This is a genomic window from Pedobacter westerhofensis, assembly GCF_900182595.1.
In the GTDB taxonomy this organism is placed as follows: domain Bacteria; phylum Bacteroidota; class Bacteroidia; order Sphingobacteriales; family Sphingobacteriaceae; genus Pedobacter; species Pedobacter westerhofensis.
Window position 1 is genome coordinate 185,341 of the sequence record NZ_FXTN01000005.1, and the last position, 14,500, is coordinate 199,840.

Below are 14,500 nucleotides of genomic sequence, written 5' to 3' on the forward strand. Positions count from 1 at the left end.
TAAGATTAAAACAATAAATGATCTCAACAAAAGACCTCCGGTTGTTGCCAGACAGCAAAAAGCTGCAGGAAGCCTGTAAGGCAATGGCAGTACTTGACGCGATCCTCTGTCAGGAATGGGTGTACCGATACCATTCCTATAACAGTGACTGGAGCGAGGATGAACAGTTTTTTGAAATGCGGAACGGGGAAGGCGACCAGCTCCTGGTCCTCTTCAAAAATGAAGGCACGGTGATCAATGGTTTCTTTGCCGAAGCAGAGCAGGGCGATAAAACCCTGCTTACGCAGGGGCTGCCGCAGGTTTTCCATGAGTTTATGTTTGGCGAGCCTGTAAATTCTGCCGGAACAACTTTCTGTGTCTGGAAAACTGAAGGGCTTGACTGGGCAACAGGAATACCGGTGGCGAGCGATGATCATTCTGAAGAACTGCTGAGCCCTCTGGACGGAAAGCCCACAACCTACCACAAATGGGCTACAGATTATTTTAAAGGCAACTACAAAGAAGAAGGTATTCCGGCTGAGGTAGTCACCGCAATCTTTGATCAGGAGCCGCTTACTGATGAAATGATACTGGCACTTATACCGGCACTGGAAGACCGCGAGCTCCTGCTGGAAGACCTGGCTGAAATTTCATTCCCGTATCATATAAATAGCTAAAACGTTTTCAATAATATATAATTCATACTTTTGCAAAAAAATTGCGCATAGTATGAAGCTACTCAAACTCCTCTCAAATACAAAAACAAGTCTGATTACACTTTGTCTGGGTGGTATCACCCTTGGAATGACAGAATTTATGATGATGGGCGTTTTGCCTGATGTAGCTAAATCTTTGGCGATCAGTATACCTGCTGCAGGAAACCTGATTGCTATCTATGCTTTGGGAGTGATTGTCGGCGCCCCTGTAATGGTGGGCGTATTGGGCAAATATCCACCTAAAAGAGTTCTCATCGGTTTGATGATCACAGTAGCCTGCGGAAATATTTTATTCAGTATCGCCCCTACCTACGGCCTGCTGCTGGTTGCCCGTTTTCTGGTTGGCCTGCCCCATGGTGCATTTTTTGGGATTGGCGCCGTAGTTGCAGCCAAGCTGGCCGATCCGGGCAGTGAGGCCAAGTCCGTCTCTGTGATGTTCGCCGGATTAACCGTAGCCAATATTCTCGGCGTACCCCTGGGTACATTTATTGGTCATAACTTCAGCTGGAGAATTTCCTTTTTCCTGATTTCGGCAATGGCACTGATCACAGCAGCAAGCATTAAGCGCTGGCTGCCGATGCTCCCGTCGCAGTCTGACGCCAAATTTTCGGATAGTTTAAAAGTTTTTAAAAAGATAGAGCTGTGGATCATTATCGGTATTTCCGCGATAGGGACAGGTGGCCTGTTCGCATGGATCAGCTATATAGCGCCGCTCATGACAGATGTTGCCCATTTCGACAGTAATATGATCACGCCGATTATGATCGTAGCCGGTTTGGGTATGGCTGTAGGAAACTTTGTTGGAGGCCGTTTAGCGGATAGATTTTCACCGCTGAAAACTACGCTTTACCTGTTGCTTGCTATGATTGTAGTGTTGATACTGGTGGCCTTGCTCAGCCAGTTTAAAGTAGTAGCGCTCATTCTTACGTTCATCACCGGCGGATTAGCGTTCGCAGTAATTGCACCAATGCAGATGCTGATGATCGGCGCCGCAAAAGGAGCTGAGATGCTGGCTTCATCGGCTATGCAGGCCAGTGCCAATATGGGAAATGCTTTAGGCGCTTTCCTTGGGGGCTTACCTATCGCCGCAGGTTTTGGTTATACTTCTCCGGAGTATGTGGGCGCTTTACTGGCCTTTGTAGGATTTTTACTTTGTATATTGTTATCCTGGAGATTCAGTGCAAAAGTAAAACTGGAGCAGGCAGCTATTGCCTAGCAATTTTCAGTTCAGTTTCTTCCGGCGCCCCTCTCTTCAGGTACATAATCACCAGACCTGTAAGAATAAAAGGAATACTTAAAATCTGTCCCATATTTAACAGGAGACCGGCTTCAAAAGCGCTCTGGTCTTCCTTAATAAATTCAACACCTATCCTGAAACAAAAAATCAGGAAAATCACCATGCCAAAATAAAAGCCGGAAGCTTTCGGATATCTGCTTACCTGCAGATAAACCAACCCAAAGATGAGAAAATAGGCAATCGATTCATACAGCTGTGCGGGATGACGGGGGATATCATCAATCTTCAGGAACACAAAAGCCCAGCTTACATCCGTAGGTTTACCGATGATCTCTGAGTTCATCAGATTTCCCAGACGGATGAAAGCCCCCGCCAGTGGAACTACCAATGCAATCTGATCAAGCATAAACCACAGTTTCAGCTTAAACTTACGGCAAAACAGTACTAAGCTTACCATAATCCCTATACCGCCACCGTGACTGGCAAGCCCCTGAAAACCGGTGATCTTAAACTCGGGCGTGAAGGTAAATGGCAGGATAATTTCAAGCGGGTGCTGCGAATAATAGCGAAAATCGTAAAAAAGGCAATGTCCCAGCCGTGCACCAATCAGCGTGCCCAGCACCACATATACGGTTAAAGAATCCATCAGTGCTACATCGATCCCATATTTTACAAATTGTTTTTTAACTACAATATAACTGGCAACAAAAGCCAGCAGGAAAAACATCGAGTAATATCTAAGTGCAAAAAAACCTAAATCAATAAGAGAATCACTGGGATCCCAAAGTACTGTATCTACAACCATAAGTGTTCAATGCGGGCTAAATTATTGGGTTATCTGCCTGCAAATATAGATCATATCTGCACTTATGCAATAAGGTGGCAGCATATAGAACATGGTAATAACGGAATACAAAAGGGAATCCTATCTTTGTATGCTAATCAGATCCGGGTTTCTTTATCTTTATGTTTAATCGATTCAACAATCCTTTTTTATCCCTTGTACTGGCAGTAACTTTAGGCATATTTATCGCTGCAACGGCCAGGGCGCAAAAGGTGGTAGCTGTAAACGACAGCGTTGAGCAGCATATGTTCAATTTTGGTGAAATTGAGTGGTTAAAGGATCCAAAAAACAGCCTCAGCTTTAAAGAAATCAGCAGCACTGGATTCCAAAAACACTTCCAGACAAACCTGAGCAGTACTCCCCAGACAAAAGATTTAAAATCGACTTACTGGTTCAAAATCAGGATCAGGCACAATAGCCTGGCAGATAAAAGGTTTCTTCTTGAATTTTTTGACCAGACGATTGATCATGTTACAGCATACCTGCCCCGCAGGGACGGCAGTTATCAGGTGAAAGAGTTTGGAGATACCTTTGATTTTGAACACAGGGAACTGCACCACAAGAATTTTGAGTTGTATATCCGCAATGACAATAATGAAACACAGGCCTACTATTTCAAATTTAAATCATCCCAGATTGCAGATGTGATTATTGTATTGAGAACTGTAGACTGGTTTATCTCCTATGCGCTCGATGAGTACTTCTACTTTGGGATTTTCTATGGAATGATCCTGGTCTTCAGTTTTTATAACCTGATCATGTTTATTGCCATGCGTCAGCGGCAGTACCTGTACTACGTGCTCTATAATTTAAGTGTGGGGTTCTTTGAGATGAGCACCGACGGTATTGCTTATCAGTACCTCTGGTCTTCTGCCACGCACTGGAACCAGATCGCATATGCCTTTGCGCTGTACGCAACGAGTGTTTTTGCACTGTTATTTACACGCGAACTATTATTTGTCAAATCGAAAGCTCCCCGTTTAAACCAACTGATCCTGTACATCATTGGTATCAGGACGCTTCTGTTTTTGTATGGACTGCTGATTGACCGCGCGCTGCTTACCTATAAATTTGTTGAGTTTATCCCCCTGGCAGTCGCTTTTTATACCGGTATATATATCTATAAGAAAGGTTACAAGCCTGCACGTTTTTTCGTGCTGGGATACAGCTTCCTCTTTGCCGGTTTTACTCTAAAGCTGCTGATCATGTTAGGGCTCACATGGCTCAACTTTGGCGTGGCCAGCTATTACAGCCTAAGCATTTGTTTTGTGCTGGAAATGGTATTTCTCTCCTTCGCCATTGGCGATAAAGTGAGAATCCTGAAACATAAAAAAGACAAGGTACAACGGCAGATGATCCGCCAGATGGCTGAGAATGTGAAGCTGAAAGATACGCTGAACCTGCAGCTTGAAGTAAAAGTAGAAGAACGCACCAAAGAGGTATTTCATAAGTCGCTGATCATTGAAGCAAAAAATGCTGAACTGCAGGAAGCAAACGACCTGCTGAAACAACAGGCAGAAGAGATCTCCAGGATGAATGTGCTGCTGGAACAGGACAACCAGGAGTTGCAGGTAAACGTGGAAAAGGTTACGCGCGACAGGGTGATGTCTGCCGATGTGGACTTTGAGGAATTTAGTAAAATCTATCCCGACAAGGACAGCTGCAACCTGTTCCTGTCAGACCTGAAATGGAAGGATGGATATCACTGCCGAAAATGCAAAAACACCCATTATTATAACGGTCATATACCCTACAGCAGACGCTGCAGCAAATGCGGCTATGAAGAATCAGTAACTACGTATACTGTATTTCATAATACCCGTATTCCTATCAACAAAGCGTTCTATATGATCTTCCTGATTTACTCTACCAAAGGAAAAATCTCATCCCATAAGCTCGCAGAAATCCTCAATATTCGTCAGAGCACCTGCTGGACCTACGGTTCAAAGATCAAATTGCTCATGGAGGAGCGAAAGACTATCCTCAAAAAAACCAATAAAAATGGTTGGAGCAAGCTCGTTCTGGAGTAAAAAGAACAGGCCGCTGAGTTTTTCCGGAAGTTCAGTCCCCTTTTTTTTACTCTCCCCTCCCTTCAATATGGCAATTCAATGCCTGTTTTACCCCCCTTACACAATAAAATGCATTAAAATACTCAAGGTATCATACCGTATCAGTTATGCCGGGATACTCCCCTCGTAGCACGATGTTACACCTTGATTTACAGCACTAAAGCTATTCCGGAAGTTATGGTAGTATAACGTATTAAAAAACCTTCAACATACTATATATCAGTTACTTATGTAAAATATTTTTGTGATTTTCCTTGCATATAACCTTAAATTGGCCTTAACTTTAACCACCAAATAAAAATTAAACACAAGCAAAATCATGAAACAAAAAGTTACTCTTTTTATCATTTGCCTTTTATGCGGGATCTCTGTTGCCATGGCACAGAACATCACCATAAAAGGTGAAGTCAAAGATCAGCAGGGCTTGCCATTACCGGGCGTATCGGTAACGGTTAAAGGTTCTACCCAGGGAGTAGTTACCGGCAACAACGGAAGTTATCTCCTGTCTGCGCCAAAAGATGCGACCCTGGTCTTTTCTTTTATAGGTTATAAAAGTATCGAAGAGCCGGTAAACAACAGAACAACGCTAAGTACCAAACTAACGGATGATAACCAGCAGCTCAACGAGGTGGTGGTAGTGGGTTATGGTACCCAGGTAAAGAAAGACCTCACCACGGCGGTAGTATCGGTATCTTCAAAAGACATCCAGAACCAGCCGATCACCAATCCACTGCAAGCCATACAGGGTAAAGCTGCAGGTGTACAGGTAAGCTCACAATCAGGGAAACCGGGAGCCGGAATATCCATCAGCATTCGCGGTAACACTTCGATCACCGGTTCAAACAGTCCGCTGTATGTAATTGACGGTGTTACCTCAAGAGATGCAAGTTTCATCAACCCGAACGACATTGAATCGATGACAATCCTTAAGGATGCATCCGCAGCTGCAATCTATGGTTCTAGCGGTGCCAATGGTGTGGTGCTCATCACCACTAAAAAAGGTACAGCCGGAAAACTGAAGGTGGGTTTCAATGCTTTCACCGGATTTTCCAACTTCTGGAAAAAACAGGATGTGCTCAACAGCGACCAGTATATTGCACTGCAGAGAGAATTGGGTTACACCACTTTCGGCGGAACACAGAATACCGACTGGCAAAAGGAAACTTTTGGCACAGGTACCCAGAATAACTACCAGGTTTCCCTGTCTGGCGGTACTAAAGGCGGCCAGTACTACTTCTCTTCTGGCTACCAGCAGGACAAAGGTGTTGTGGCGCCTGCAAAACTGGACAGGATCAGCATGAACTTTAACGGTTCACAAAGCATTACCAGCTGGCTTAAACTCACAGCAACAGCATCACTAACCTCTAACAATTCAGTAGACGTACCTGATAACGCAGGCTCTACAAAAGGCGGCGTTATCTTAGGCGCGCTTACCACTCCCCCTACTCTAACCATATATGATCCAAACGGTAACTTCACCGCGGTTCCGGCAGGCTACGACTCACCAATTGGAAATGCCTTTGGCTCAAACAACAGAACAAGATCTTTCAGGTTTATCGGTGCCTTTGCAGGTGAGATAAAAATCACAAAAGACCTGTCCTTCAAATCAAGTATCAGTACAAACGGAAGGAAGGAATACTACAATTACTTCCTTGATCCTTACAAAACTGTTTACGGACGTACTGAAAGAGGTATTTACAATAACAGCAAAACCAAAGACAATGTATGGCTCAATGAAAATATCCTGAGTTACAATAAAACGATTGGTAAGAATGTTTTCGGTGCAATTGCCGGTTACACCATTCAGGAATCCAACTATTCGCTAAAACCATATTCTGAATCACGCTTCATTGATGCCACAACAGGAGCAGCTATTGCACCTACTCTGGCAGTAAACGTAAATACAGATGCACAATGGGCTAAACAATCTTACTTAGGCAGGATTACTTATGCTTACGACAGCAAATACCTCTTCAGCTCCAACTTCAGGGCTGACGGATCATCCCGTTTTGCTCCGGGACACCGCTTTGGCTACTTCCCTTCGGTATCCGCAGGATGGAGAATCTCAGGAGAAAACTTCCTGAAAGACAGCAAAACGATCAACGATTTGAAACTTCGCGGTAGCTGGGGCCAGGTGGGTAATGACGAGGGCATCGGCGATTACGCTTACCTGAAACTTTACCAGATCACGGCACAGAACTCTTACAACTTATCGCAGCCGGCAAACAGCGAGCTGTCATGGGAGAAAACTACGCAAACCAATATTGGTCTGGACTTAACAATGTTCGACAGCCGCGTCACGTTCACTGCTGATGCGTATTTGAAAAAAACCAATGATCTGCTGATCAATGTACAGCTGCCGCCATCAACGGGTCTAGGCACACAGGCACTGAATGTAGGTTCAATGGAAAACAAGGGCTTAGAATTTAGCCTGTCCACCAAAAATTTCCAGAAAGAGAAATTTACCTGGAGCACCGATCTGAATATCTCATTCAACAAAAATAAAGTAACCAGTTTGGGTTCTGCAACCAGCTCACTGGATTACGCTTCCCTTTATGAGCGTGATGCAGCAGTGAAAGTTGTACCGGGACGCCCGCTGGGCAGTTTCTACGGATATGTATATACAGGTGTAAACGCTCAGACAGGAGCAGCAATGTACCAGGATACAAATGGTAACGGCATTACTGGTTCTGCAGATCCGGCCGACCGTACCTTTATCGGCAATGCACAACCTAAATATACCTATGGTGTAAACAATAACCTGACTTACGGCAACTTTGGATTATCGCTGTTCTTCCAGGGCGTACAGGGAAGCCAGATGTTTAATGCTTCGAGACTTGATCTTGAGGGAATGTATGATTCAAAAAATCAATCTACAGCTGTACTGAACCGTTGGACTACACCGGGACAGATCACGGATATTCCAAAAGCACTGGTAGCCTCATCTGAGAATTCCTTAACCTCAAGCAGGTTTGTAGAGAACGCTTCTTACCTGAGACTGAAAACAGCTACCCTTTCCTACAACTTTGGTAAAACCACCCTTGGCAACTGGAAAATGGATAAGCTGATGATCTTTGCCTCAAGTTATAACCTGCTTACTTTTACCAAATACAGCGGATTAGATCCTGAAGTAAGCCGCTATACGTCAAACACGCCTGATATGGGTGTAGACTATGGTACTTACCCTCAATCCAGAACTTTCATATTTGGTGTAAATGTTGGCTTTTAATTTTTAGAAAAATGAACTCAAAAATATATTCACTGATCGCAGCCGGGGCATTTGTCCTTTCAGTTCAATCTGGCTGCAAAAAAGATTTCCTGGATAAAAACCCGATCAACCAGGTTACCGCAGATCAGGCATTCACCAATGCGGCAGCGGCCGAAAAATTGATCCAGGGTGCTTACGATGGAAGATACAACGACTATAACATCTGGGATTACCAGGTAAATGGTGATGTAACGTCTGACAACTGTTATGCAGGTGGTGATAACCAGGCTAACATCCAGATTGACCTCTTTACCCCAAATGCGACCAACGGTAACGTATCGAGAGACTGGTCGGCCCTCTACGGCGATATCAAAAATGCCAATGAAGTGCTGGAAAACGTCCCGAACATCAACGATGCAGCACTGGATGCCGGCGGCAGAAGAAACCAGATCCTCGCAGAAGCGCGAGGCCTGCGCGCCTATTCTTATTTTAACCTGGTAAGATTGTTCGGCCCGGTTCCGCTGATCCTGAAAACACCGGCTTCCATCGCAGAAACACAGCCTTCTAAAGCTACTGTGGACGCAGTATATGCACAAATCATCTCAGATCTGGAATACGCAGCGACAAACGCGCAGACTACAGCGGCCAACAAAGGTATCTTTACCAGGGGAGCAGCCAATGCATTGCTTGCAAAAGTATACGCATCCAAAGCTACGCCCGACTGGGCAAAGGTGAACACCTATTGCGATGCCACCATTGCAAACGGATATTCTTTATTCAACAGCTTCAGCGGCTTGTTTGATGAGGCCAATGAAAACAACTCTGAGTCTATCTGGGAAATGCAGTTTGACGGAAGTCAGCATAGTAACTGGATGCCAGGTATCATTACAGGAACGGGATGGAAAAGGTTTGATACGCCAACCAATGATCTTTCTGCGGCATATGATGCGGAAGGCGACCTGATCCGTAAAAATGCCAGCATCTTGTTTAAAGATGTAAGCAGTGACGGATGGTCTGATAATTACTGGCCAAAAACAAAATATCCCTTTGTAAACAAATACCGTGCGGATACAAAAAGCAATATCTATACGCTGCGTCTGGCAGACATCCTGTTATTAAAAGCAGAGGCCCTGAATGAAATCAGTGCAAGCGGATGGTCGCAGGCCAAAGTTCTTGTGGACCAGATCAGGAAAAGGGTAAACCTTGCAGGAACGCCTGCAGCTGATCAGGCTGCCATGCGCCTGGCGATTGAAAAAGAAAGACGTCTGGAGCTGGCCTTTGAAGGCCACAGATGGTTTGACCTGCTGAGAACCAACAGGGCAATCACCGTGATGAACGCACAAAAAGATGGCAGCGGGAATACACTGAATTACAATGTGACGGCTGCAAAATTATACTTTCCTGTTCCACAGGCAGAGGTAGACAGAAATCCCAACATTAATAAATAAATATAATATCTACCAAAGGCTGTTCATTCAGCCTTTGGTATTTTCAATGGATTTACAGGAGCGCTGAGCATAGGCTTGATTTGAAATGAAGCCCAAATGACAAGGGGGCGACTTAACGATAAAATAGATGAAGAAATATATAATTTGTGCAGTTGCAATCACGTTAGCGGCCTGTTCAGCAAAGAAATATACCGCAGACAACCAACAAAACAGCAATGCTGCCAGTGATGTTGCCTTCTGGCTGACTAAAGGCGACCGCTCTGCCCTGCTGGAAAAACAAAATACAGTCTTGAATTTCGGAGAACTGAAAAACAGCAACCCTACCATTACGGTGGATGAGTCGCAGAAATTCCAGAGTATCGATGGTTTTGGATATACCCTTACAGGCGGAAGCGCCGGACTGATCAACGGAATGAATGCCGCAGCACAGGATTCGCTTTTACAGAATTTATTTTCTAATAAAAAAGATGGTATCGGGGTAAGTTATATCAGGGTAAGTATCGGTGCATCAGATATGAGTGCGGATACCTTTACCTATAATGATCTTCCTGCCGGGCAAACGGATGCTGAACAAACAAAGTTCTCCATCAGCAAGGATATGGGCGCACTGATACCTGTGCTGAAAAAGATCGTGGCTATCCAGCCTAAGATCAAAATCCTGGGTTCCCCATGGTCGGCCCCTATCTGGATGAAAACCAACAACAGCTTTAAAGGCGGCAGCCTTAAGCCGGAGTATTACCAGTCGTACGCAAAATACTTTGTAAAATATATTGAGGCGATGAAAGCCCAGGGCATTACAATCGATGCGGTCACGATTCAGAATGAGCCCTTACATCCAGGTAATGTGCCAAGCATGTACATGGAGGCAAAAGATCAGGCGGTATTTATCAAAACTGCACTGGGGCCTTTGTTTAAATCATCAGGTATCAAAACCAAGATCATTTTGTACGACCATAATGCCGACAGGCCGGATTATCCGGTTACGATCCTAAATGATGCTGAAGCCAAACCTTACGTAGATGGTTCTGCATTTCACTTATATGCAGGCAAGATTTCGGCTTTAAGCACTGTCCATGATGCGCATCCTGATAAGAACCTGTACTTTACCGAGCAGTGGGTGGGTGGTCCCGGTAAGTTTGATGAGGATCTGAAATGGCATGTATCTACGCTGATCATTGGCGCTACCCGCAACTGGAGCCGCAATGTTTTGGAATGGAACCTTGCTGCCGATCCTTCTTATGGCCCGCACACTGTTGGCGGCTGTGTAACCTGCTTAGGTGCCATTACAGTGAGCAATGCGGTAAAAAGAAACGTAGCATATTATATCATCGGCCATGCCTCGAAATTTGTGAGCCCGGGTTCGGTAAGGATTGCATCAAATATCAGCGGAGAGCTGCAAAATGTAGCTTTTAAGACACCTGAAGGTAAAACAGTACTGATCGTGGCAAACGGAAACCCTGGTGAGCAGGTATTTAATATCCTGAGCAAAGGTAAAATCGTTACGGCATCGCTGGCTGGAGGGGCTGTAGGGACTTTTGTCTGGTAGAACACCTGCTTTGGCAAGGGTATTGCTGAAAAAAGATGTATTCTAACACATAGAAACCATACATATGAACAAATCAATTTTATCAATTGGTATGATTGCGGTCTTCATGGCTGCCTGCCAGAGCAAAACTCCCGAGGAGAAAATTGACAGCCTTGCAAAGTCGCCGGATACCGTAGCCGCGCAATCCAAAGCATGTTACGCATATATTAAAAACAGGGATACAGTTACGCTTTCTTACACGATCGCAGGAAATAACATTGCCGGGGAATTCAGCAACAATCTGTTTGAAAAAGATAAAAACTCAGGACAGATCAATGGAATAATCAAAGGAGATACCATCATCGCAGATTATACGGCCAAAGGCGAAGGAGTAACTTCTGTACGGCAGGTGGCTTTTTTAAAGAAAGGCGACCAGCTACTGGAAGGCTATGGCGATACCCGGGAAGAAAATGGTAAAATGGTGTTCACAAAGGTTCATGAACTGAAATTTGTAAGTGCAATAGGCCTTACCGCTGTTGAATGTAAATAGGCGTTCCGAAGTATTAAAATCCTTCGAAACGCTCCCAAAAGCCATCTACTGGCAGTTTGGCAAATATATTTACAGGTTCCTTTTTTACCGGATGCAAAAATTGCAGCCTGCGTGCATGCAAACAGATACTACCTTTACGGCTGCCCCTTGGGTAGCCGTACTTGTTATCGCCCACGATAGGGCAGCCCAGCGTAGACAGCTGCACCCTGATCTGGTGCGATCGTCCCGTCAGAGGATCAACCTCGATCAGGTAATAACCGCCAAGCTCGCCCAGCAGCCTGTAACTCAGCTCTGCGCGCTGGCTCCCTTCCACTTCTTTCAGATGCGGCGTAACCACATTTGTTTTAGGATTCTTCACCAGCCAGTGTACCAGCGTGCCCGAAGGGACTGCAGGTTTATTGCGCACGATTGCCCAATAGGTTTTCTTTACCTCCCGGTTTTTGAAAACAGCATTCATGCGCTCCAGCGCTTTGCTGGTCTTTGCAAAAAGAATAACACCACTTACGGGACGGTCTAAACGATGTACCACCCCCAGGAACGCACCCCCGGGCTTATTATATTTTGCAGCAATGTACTTTTTCACCATCTCGTCCAGAGGTTCGTCTTTGGTTTCGTCTACCTGTACGATATCCCCTGCACGCTTACTGATCGCGATCAGGTGATTATCCTCAAAGAGTATATCTTTATCTGTTACCGGCATTTAGTATTGCTCCTTTTCATTTGGAAAATCGTTTGCTTTCACATCCCTGATGTAAGATTTTGCAGCGCCCAGGATCTCTTCGTATAAGTTAAGATACTGACGAAGAAAACGGGGCTTAAAGCCCTTGGTTAAACCGATCATATCATTTACTACCAGCACCTGTCCGTCGCAATACTGTCCGGCACCTATACCAATCACAGGGATATGAAGGCTTTCTGCTACTTCTTTTGCCAGTGCTGCAGGGATCTTTTCAAGAACGACCGCAAAGCAACCTGCATCCTGTAACGCTTTTGCGTCAACTTTCAGCTTTTCTGCTTCTGCCTCATCCTTGGCGCGCACGGTATAGGTACCGAATTTATAGATAGACTGTGGTGTTAAGCCCAGATGGCCCATTACCGGGATACCTGCAGTGATAATACGTTCGATAGAATCTACGATCTCGGTACCACCTTCCAGCTTTACACCATGGGCCCCCGATTCTTTCATGATCCTGATCGCAGAACTCAGCGCTTCTTTAGAATTGCCCTGATATGATCCAAACGGAAGATCAACTACCACAAATGCGCGGGTAGCGCCCCTTACTACGCCCTGTGCATGATAGATCATCTGATCCAGGGTAATAGGCAATGTAGTTTCGTGGCCAGCCATTACATTAGAGGCTGAATCACCTACCAATAAAACATCCAGGCCCGCATCATCAAGAACTGTAGCCATGGAATAATCATAAGCCGTTAACATCGATATTTTTTCGCCACGATGCTTCATTTCCTGCAGAATGTGGGTCGTGATACGTTTTACTTCTTTATTTACAGACATAAATTTATGCTTTAAGCGGACAAAATTAGGGTATTCATTTGAGAAACCCGTGTCTTCACGTTTATTATATCCTCAGCGTTGCGTAACATTTTAATCCTTTCAAAAAAAATCTTGATTTAACTGCGTAAAAACGTATCTTTGTATCCCGAAATGAACGGAGTATTCAACATCACATTTTTCAGCTCTTACAGCGGTATCAATCTGCTAATTACCGGTTCATTAACCCCTTTTTTCAAATTATTTTCTCATTTTAATTACGATGACTAACTACACCAAGTTACCTGCGATCTTGTTATTGGCTGACGGTACCGTTTACCACGGTAAAGCTGCCGGAAAAATTGGTACAACAACAGGAGAGATTTGTTTCAATACCGGAATGACAGGGTATCAGGAAATTTTCACTGATCCTTCTTATTTTGGTCAGATCATGGTCACCACCAATGCCCATATCGGTAATTACGGAATTCATAAAGAAGAAATCGAATCTGATTCGATTAAAATCGCAGGTCTGGTATGTAAGAATTACAACATCGGCTATAGCCGCAAGGAAGCCAGTGAATCTATACAGGATTACTTCCAGAATGAGAACATCGTTGGTATATCAGATATTGACACGCGTTCACTGGTAAGAAAAATCAGGGACCAGGGCGCCATGAATGCCATCATCTCTTCAGAGATCACTGACATTGATGAACTGAAAGCCAAGCTGGCAAGTGTGCCTTCAATGGACGGCCTTGAGCTGTCTTCGCAGGTTTCTACCAAAGAACCTTATTTTTACGGTTCTCCTGATGCAACCTATAAAGTTGCAGCGGTAGATTTCGGGATCAAGAAAAATACCCTGCGTAATTTTGATGAAAGGGACTTATACATCCAGGTTTTCCCGGCCAGGACTTCATTTGAAGAAATGGACAAATGGGGTGCAGATGCATATTTCATTTCCAATGGCCCCGGCGATCCTGCTGCCATGCCATATGCAATTGAGATGGTAAAAGAAATCCTTGAAGCAGACAAGCCGCTTTTCGGTATTTGTTTGGGTCACCAGTTACTGGCTCAGGCCAATGGAATCGGCACTATGAAAATGTTCAACGGGCACAGGGGATTAAACCACCCGGTAAAAAACATCATCAAAAATCACTGTGAAGTAACTTCTCAGAACCACGGTTTTGGTGTGATCCCTGACGAAGTAAGAAACTCTGATAAAGTAGAAATTACGCATATCAACCTTAATGATCAGTCGATCGAAGGTATCCGTGTAAAAGGTAAGAAAGCATTCTCGGTACAGTACCACCCTGAATCTTCTCCTGGCCCACATGATTCACGTTACCTGTTTGATGATTTTGTAAATATGATCACAAGCGAAAAAACCTGGTAAGCATTTTCAACCGCGTTTAACCATCATCTGACCACC

The 14,500-nt window shown here is 44.6% G+C and carries 11 protein-coding genes; 8 read left to right on the forward strand and 3 right to left on the reverse strand.

Going from position 1 to position 14,500, the window contains the following annotated elements; all coding sequences use genetic code 11:
* The first annotated feature begins 17 nt into the window (after nt 1–17).
* Together FN831_RS11115 and FN831_RS11120 are read left to right on the forward strand one after the other, a co-directional pair.
* Nucleotides 18–656: a hypothetical protein gene (locus tag FN831_RS11115; RefSeq protein ID WP_142528300.1), complete on the forward strand. Its 639-nt coding sequence runs from the start codon at nt 18–20 to the stop codon at nt 654–656.
* A gap of 52 nt (nt 657–708) precedes the next feature.
* Nucleotides 709–1,911: an MFS transporter gene (locus FN831_RS11120; RefSeq protein WP_142528301.1), complete on the forward strand. Its 1,203-nt coding sequence runs from the start codon at nt 709–711 to the stop codon at nt 1,909–1,911.
* On the opposite strand, the gene lgt is transcribed toward FN831_RS11120, so the two are convergent.
* Complete coding sequence (lgt, locus tag FN831_RS11125) at nt 1,901–2,737, reverse strand: prolipoprotein diacylglyceryl transferase (protein ID WP_142528302.1); 837 nt, start codon at nt 2,735–2,737, stop codon at nt 1,901–1,903. The two genes, FN831_RS11120 and lgt, sit on opposite strands and share 11 nt — an antisense overlap.
* A 161-nt stretch (nt 2,738–2,898) precedes the next feature.
* On the opposite strand from lgt, the gene FN831_RS11130 reads away from it, so the two are divergent.
* From FN831_RS11130 to FN831_RS11150, 5 genes are all read left to right on the forward strand, one after another.
* A complete protein-coding gene (locus tag FN831_RS11130; protein WP_142528303.1) occupies nt 2,899–4,806 on the forward strand; it encodes a 7TM diverse intracellular signaling domain-containing protein in 1,908 nt (635 codons plus the stop codon).
* Nucleotides 4,807–5,164: 358 nt separating this feature from the next.
* A complete protein-coding gene (locus tag FN831_RS11135) occupies nt 5,165–8,074 on the forward strand; it encodes a SusC/RagA family TonB-linked outer membrane protein (RefSeq protein ID WP_142528304.1) in 2,910 nt (969 codons plus the stop codon).
* 11 nt (nt 8,075–8,085) lie between these two features.
* Nucleotides 8,086–9,501 (forward strand): RagB/SusD family nutrient uptake outer membrane protein, encoded by a 1,416-nt coding sequence (locus tag FN831_RS11140; RefSeq protein WP_142528305.1) that lies wholly within the window; start codon nt 8,086–8,088, stop codon nt 9,499–9,501.
* A gap of 127 nt (nt 9,502–9,628) precedes the next feature.
* The gene (locus FN831_RS11145; RefSeq protein ID WP_142528306.1) at nt 9,629–11,047 is read left to right on the forward strand and encodes a glycoside hydrolase family 30 protein; all 1,419 of its coding nucleotides are present in this window, start codon (nt 9,629–9,631) and stop codon (nt 11,045–11,047) included.
* Between the two features lie 64 nt (nt 11,048–11,111).
* Nucleotides 11,112–11,576, forward strand: coding sequence for a hypothetical protein (locus tag FN831_RS11150; RefSeq protein WP_142528307.1), 465 nt, complete (start codon nt 11,112–11,114; stop codon nt 11,574–11,576).
* A 13-nt stretch (nt 11,577–11,589) separates the two neighbouring features.
* On the opposite strand, the gene FN831_RS11155 is transcribed toward FN831_RS11150, so the two are convergent.
* Together FN831_RS11155 and panB are read right to left on the reverse strand one after the other, a co-directional pair.
* Entirely contained in the window at nt 11,590–12,276 is a 687-nt protein-coding gene (locus FN831_RS11155; RefSeq protein WP_142528308.1) for an RluA family pseudouridine synthase, read from the reverse strand.
* Nucleotides 12,277–13,092 (reverse strand): 3-methyl-2-oxobutanoate hydroxymethyltransferase, encoded by an 816-nt coding sequence (panB, locus tag FN831_RS11160; protein ID WP_142528309.1) that lies wholly within the window; start codon nt 13,090–13,092, stop codon nt 12,277–12,279.
* 259 nt (nt 13,093–13,351) lie between these two features.
* Here panB and carA point away from each other — a divergent pair, with 259 nt between their 5' ends.
* Nucleotides 13,352–14,464 (forward strand): glutamine-hydrolyzing carbamoyl-phosphate synthase small subunit, encoded by a 1,113-nt coding sequence (gene carA, locus FN831_RS11165; RefSeq protein ID WP_142528310.1) that lies wholly within the window; start codon nt 13,352–13,354, stop codon nt 14,462–14,464.
* Nucleotides 14,465–14,500 lie beyond the last annotated feature (36 nt).